The sequence below is a fragment of the Roseibium sp. genome, from assembly GCF_025698965.1.
GTDB lineage: Bacteria > Pseudomonadota > Alphaproteobacteria > Rhizobiales > Stappiaceae > Roseibium.
Genome location: NZ_JAILWL010000429.1, coordinates 1 through 5,738, shown reverse-complemented (window position 1 = coordinate 5,738; position 5,738 = coordinate 1). Strand labels below are relative to the sequence as shown.

Sequence of the window (5,738 nt, the reverse complement as noted above, 5' to 3'; positions counted from 1 at the left end):
AGCGTTTGAGAACCGGAGATTCGCGATCATGCAGAAGAAACTGTCCATACCCCTGAACTGGCGTGAAGTGGACATTCGAGTTTCCGTCCACAAAATCCGCGACAAGATCAAAGCTGTTCAACGGATCGTCCCGGCCATGAATAAGCTCTGCGTGCCGCCCCAACTCCGTGAACCTCGACCAGACATCGCGTTGTGACATCCGCCAGTCGACGGATATCGACGAGAGCGACGCCTGGTACCCGTCGACGAAAAAACGACGGCCAAGCGGGTCTGCGCAAAAGGCCTCGAGAATTTCGCTGTCGAGCGCGCATTGCGCATAGGCCTTTCGCAGTGTGTTCAGCATATCCCGCTCTTTTCGCAACAGTCGTGCATAAAAGACAATCAGCAAATGGGTGCCATGCTCGCTTTCGATCGAAAGCTTTCTCACGTTTCTCATGAACTTGTTCACCGGGCTCTGCCCCCTGCTCATGAAGTAGCTTGATGCCGCAAACACAAGCCTGTCGACACTTGCCGGATGCTTGATGGCAAAGTCCATTGCGTAAGCGGAACCTGTTCCGTATGCGAGGAAATCTACAGATTTCTGACTTAAGAAATGCAGCAGCATGTCCAATTGCCTGGTGTGATTTTCAAGCTGCTGTTGAGCGGGAATGTATTCCACGCTGTTTGTCAGAAAACCGTCGCGCAATGGCAGGATCAGCCGGATTTTTTCCTGGGTCAACGCCTCGAAAAACGACGTTTTCAACGGCGGAAGAACATTTCCATGAAGCAACACAAGCGGTGTTCCCCCTGCAGCACCGGCTTCCGCAAAGCGGATCGGACTACGCTCGCCGGACGAAATCTGGAAATAGCGAACCTGGTTTCTGTAATGCGTGGAAAAGAAACTCCGCGCAAAATCCGCATCCGATTTTGAGTTCTGAGCTGTTGCCGCAATCCGCTCCTGTACCGCATTGAAAATCCAGAGCGTGGTCAGTCGGATCAGTTCGTTTTGCGAGCTGACCGCCAATTTGGCCCCAAGTGATTTGAGTTGACTTCGTTTTGTTTCATAAGAGTGACCGGTCTCGCTTGCGCTCTGGCGAATGGTCAGACCGCTCAGCAGACTGTGCAACAGACGCACTTCACTGGGCGTCAGCCCACCTGCAGAACTTTTCTCCTTCAGGATCTCGTCCGTGTCGTCGACACTTAGAGGGACGACCCAGCAATCATCCCCGGTTCCATGGAAACGCGTCGTGACAATCAGGTCAGTTGCAGTGCTGTAGAATTTTGGTATTTCCCTGAAGATTTCCACCGGATCGAGATGTTGCAACAGCGCGTCTCTGACGTCGTCGTCAACATTGGCGTCGATGACATCCCCTGCCCGGTTCAGGAGGAGATATCGCAGCGGTTTTCCAGATGCGCCTTTATGTGCCGCCATGTCTTCCTGTTGCACGACCGGCGCGTGATGAAGATCTGAGATAATGCGGGCAATTCTCTGATAGACTTCAGACAGGGACATCGAATAACACCAAATAAAAATTTACGACTTCAAACGTTCTTTCTTGCGGGAAATGGGCACCGGACACACATCTTCCGGAGTGTTCCAGAGGCGTCTTGCTTTCGGAGACTTGAGAGCCAGACGCGTCGCGTGAAAGACAAAGATATTTCTCCAATCTTTGTTTAACAGCATCATGGTTTTCAAGGCTTCTTGCTGAATTTTTATCGATTGATCAAAATCGACCACCGGATGACCACAGGCCTGTGCTTCTGCAAGCCAGTCATGAACAAGCGCCACCGGGGTGTAATACCAGGGTGAATATTTCTCAAAAAGCCGGGCGATCCGCGGCGTCGATCCCCCATCGAAGAACATGCGCCCTGGCTGGATCCGTAATCCTTCGGCTGTCGTGTAGGCAAAAGCATTGTCCTTTTCAGGAATATACTCAAACCAGTCCGGTTCCTGCCAAACCAGATTGATGTTTTCCCAATGATGGAACTGACCTACCGGGGTTTTGCGGAAATTTGCCATTTAACTCAACGCTCAAATTCTTGATCAAATCTTCCCGATCACAATTGGCAAAAATACTTTTTTTTCCGTTTTCACCCATTTGGGTGAATTGGCCACCACAAAAAACAGGAACATTGGGCAAGCAAGGTGGAACGTGGCGCCAAAGGCTCCGGTTCAACCTCGCGATTTGGGGCATGTGGTCAGGTGAAGGGCGGCACATTCAGAAGCTGGCAAATGCGCTTCACCTGGCAAGGAGTACGATATTGACAGACAGAGCTCTTGTTCTTGGGGCGACTTTTGCTCTTTCTTTCGCGTCAACCGCGAAGTGTGAAACCATTCAGAACTCAATTCCTGCCGAGCAGGCAGACTTCAACGAGGAGCCGTTTGGATGTCCACTCCTCGTTGAGGCCGAACGAGCGTGCTTTGATCGTTTCGTCGTTGAATTTGCAGTGGCACTACCGTTCACCGACGCTCCCATTATCCTGCCGGGCGGTGTCATCTCGCTGAACGGTGCCCCTAATTCCGGCGGTAATTCAAGCGATACAAATATTCAGGCTGAACATTCTGAAAGCACGAAACCACTCTCAGGAGGCTTCGGATCAAGCAAGTCTTTTGCCTGAGTGCATATTTCTGCCTGATGTTCTGGTCTGCCTCATTTGCTTTAGGAAAGCCTTGCAACAGCGAGGAGACATCACAGCTGATTTTGCGGATTTCACCCTCGGCCCTGCAACAATGAACGTAGTTCGATTCTTCTATTGCGCGCTCCGGGGACAAGATGCATTTCCCGGCAATTTCAATGCAAAAATTGAGAGCTGGGCTCATTCCAAACGCCAGCCAATGCAGTCTATGGGAGAAAGCGCGCTGCGCAAATAATCCAACATTCGATAGATGAGCTCTAGGATGCGAGGGCAGTAGCGGCTATTACTGGCAGGAATTCCGGCTGGCGCTGTTCATCTTCCCCCGGTGCCCACCCCCTGTCTGCGACTCAGTTTGAAAATCAGGAGCCGACTTGGCTGACATATCCTTGAACGATCCCTGGGGCTTGTCATTCATTGCTCTTTCCTTGTTGCTGGGCGGCATCCTGAAGGGGGCGACCGGCGCCGGCATGCCGATTATTGCCGTCCCCGTTGTCGCTGCAGTTTATGATGTCCGTCTCGCGGTCATCCTTCTGGTGGTTCCGAATTTCCTCACCAACCTCTGGCAGCTTCTCAGGTACCGGGAGCAGGAACTTGAACGCGGGTTTACCGCGAGTTTTGCCTTGTCCGGAGCCGTGGGTGCCGGGTTCGGGACGTTTTTTCTCGTCTGGCTACCGGGAACGCTGCTCAATCTGCTGATGACGGCCGTCGTCGTCATCTACATTGCCATGCGCCTACTGAAACCAACCTTGCAGATACCAATCGACCGCGCCCGCAAAACCGCCTGGATGGCAGGAGGTTCCGGCGGTCTCCTGCAAGGTGCGCTCGGAATATCCGCACCGGTCGCGATAACGTTTCTCAGCGCGGTCAAACTGCCTCGCCCAACCTTCATTTTCACAGTGTCGGTCTATTTTGCCACCATGTGCCTGACGCAGTTTTCCGTGCAGGTTCACCAAGGCCTACTCACCTGGCACATTGCCGCTCTTGGAGCAGCCGCCCTCATTCCCATGCTGATGGGCATGCCTGTAGGAGAGTGGATCGGCAGACGCATGGGACCGGTCATGTTTGATCGCATTATCCTCGCCATGCTCGCCTGTCTCGCCCTCAAGCAGGTCTGGGATGTGTTTGCTTGAAAGGCAAGGTCATCAGATTGACCGCCGCCCAAAAGACCGCTCGCTAGTTCGAAAGACACTCTGGAATTGTCTCCAAAACAGGCACGCCAGTTCCAGTAGAAACAACCACCGGAGGTCCAGCCTTTGTCCTCCAGGTGCTTATTTTGAGCAGCAAATTCAAACAGCAGAACAGATCTCGCTGACGTCCCGGGTCAGGAACTCTCTTCGTAGTGAGGTGTCCAGAATTTCGTGTCAATCGCGACCTTAAGGTCTTCCTTGCTGGTCTGCGGTGCAACTCCGTCCAGTTGCGCCTGCTCGCCAACCGCAAATGCAATTGCTTTGCTGACGTCGCGAATGTCACTCACATCGGGTAACAAGCTGGCAGTGCGATCCGCAATTGCCGGTGACAGTTCCGCCAGAGCCTCGGCCGCGGCCATGAACATTCCATCTGTCACGCGATTTGCCCCTGCCGCCAGTACACCCAGCCCCATGCCAGGGAAAATGTAAGAGTTGTTGCATTGCGCGACATAGTGCGTTTTGCCGGCGTAGGAAACCGGATCAAACGGACTGCCGGTGGCGACCAATGCTCGGCCATCCGACCAGCCGATGATGTCCTCCGGCACGGCCTCGATCCGGGACGTTGGATTTGACAGCGGCAAGACCACGGGATGCTTTGAATTGGCTGCCATTGCGCGAATGACAGGCTCTGTGAACAAGCCTGCCTGCCCGCTGACACCAACCAGGATATTGGGCTTGGCCTGGTTTACGACATCGAGCAGTGAAATCTTGTCGGCAGCCCAGCCTTCAACCTTGCTTGCAGGCTGCAACAACTGCTTTTGAAACGGAAGCAGGTCCGTCATTGCGTCGGTTAGCAAACCGTTTCGGTCCACCATATAGATGCGGCCCCGTGCTTCGGCTTCCGGCAGCCCTTGCCGGATCATCAGTTGCACGAGTTGTTCGGCAATACCCACGCCGGCAGATCCCGCCCCGAGGAATGCGATTGTCGCATCTTTCAAGGGAGTTCCGGTGACATGGGACGCAGCCAGCAACGTACTTGCCGTCACTGCAGCCGTTCCCTGGATGTCGTCATTGAATGTACATAACTGATCGCGGTAGCGCCCCAACAGCGGGGCCGCGTGTTGCTGAGCAAAATCCTCGAACTGCAGCAATACCTTCGGCCACTTGCGTTTTACCGCCTGTACAAAAAGATCGACAAACTCGGAATATTCATCACCGGTGACACGCTCGTGCCGCCAGCCGATATAGAGAGGATCCTTCAGCCGTTCTTCATTGTTGGTACCGGGATCCAGCAGCACCGGCAGCGTAACGGCCGGATCAATGCCACCGGCAGCGGTATAAAGCGAAAGCTTGCCGATGGGGATGCCCATGCCGCCTGCCCCCTGATCGCCCAGCCCGAGAATGCGCTCTCCGTCGGTGACGACAATTGCCTCGACAGAAGGCAGGATGGCATTGTCCAGCATTTCGTCGATGCGGTCACGCTCGGGAAACGGAATGATCAATCCACGCGGATGATCGTAGATCTCGCTGAACTGCTTGCAGGCATCGCCGACAACCGGCGTATAGATGATCGGCATCATCTCAGGCAGGTGCCTAATCAACAGGGCGTAAAACAAGACCTCATTGCTATCTTGCAGACCGCGCAGATAAATGTGCTTGTCCAGTGTTGTTTCTTCGCGCTCAAAGGCGGCGTAGGCGCGATCTATCTGAGCATCAAGCGTTTCGACATGCGGTGGTAGCAGACCCAGCAAACCCAATTTCTCACGTTCACGCAAAGAAAAGGCCGTGCCTTTGTTCAAAAGTGGGTTTGTCAGATAACTCAGATTTGCAGGACTGGAATCGACCATCGGGTGACCTCTTGAAGTGACAAGCACGGGTTGCATATACCTCGCCCGACAAGCTCACCATCTTACTGCAAAAATTGCAATCCAGGTTCCAGCTCTGACCATTTGTTGGCTATCGATTGCCGAACCCTTCCAGAGCCTCTTCCCAGAA

General features: G+C 53.7%; 4 protein-coding genes and 1 pseudogene. 2 read left to right on the top strand and 3 right to left on the bottom strand.

The window, feature by feature from the left end:
• A pseudogene (locus K5905_RS26060) lies at window positions 1–1,492 on the bottom strand (hypothetical protein); the annotation flags it as partial.
• 21 nt (window positions 1,493–1,513) lie between these two features.
• The gene (locus tag K5905_RS26055; protein WP_297589627.1) at window positions 1,514–1,999 is read right to left on the bottom strand and encodes a hypothetical protein; all 486 of its coding nucleotides are present in this window, start codon (window positions 1,997–1,999) and stop codon (window positions 1,514–1,516) included.
• A gap of 242 nt (window positions 2,000–2,241) precedes the next feature.
• Here K5905_RS26055 and K5905_RS26050 point away from each other — a divergent pair, with 242 nt between their 5' ends.
• Together K5905_RS26050 and K5905_RS26045 are read left to right on the top strand one after the other, a co-directional pair.
• On the top strand, window positions 2,242–2,598 hold the full coding sequence (locus K5905_RS26050) for a hypothetical protein (protein ID WP_297589625.1): 357 nt from the start codon (window positions 2,242–2,244) through the stop codon (window positions 2,596–2,598).
• 389 nt (window positions 2,599–2,987) lie between these two features.
• Entirely contained in the window at window positions 2,988–3,746 is a 759-nt protein-coding gene (locus K5905_RS26045; protein ID WP_297589623.1) for a sulfite exporter TauE/SafE family protein, read from the top strand.
• A 191-nt stretch (window positions 3,747–3,937) separates the two neighbouring features.
• Here the strand turns inward: K5905_RS26045 and K5905_RS26040 are convergent, their stop codons facing one another.
• Complete coding sequence (locus K5905_RS26040; RefSeq protein ID WP_297589621.1) at window positions 3,938–5,590, bottom strand: NAD-dependent malic enzyme; 1,653 nt, start codon at window positions 5,588–5,590, stop codon at window positions 3,938–3,940.
• Window positions 5,591–5,738 lie beyond the last annotated feature (148 nt).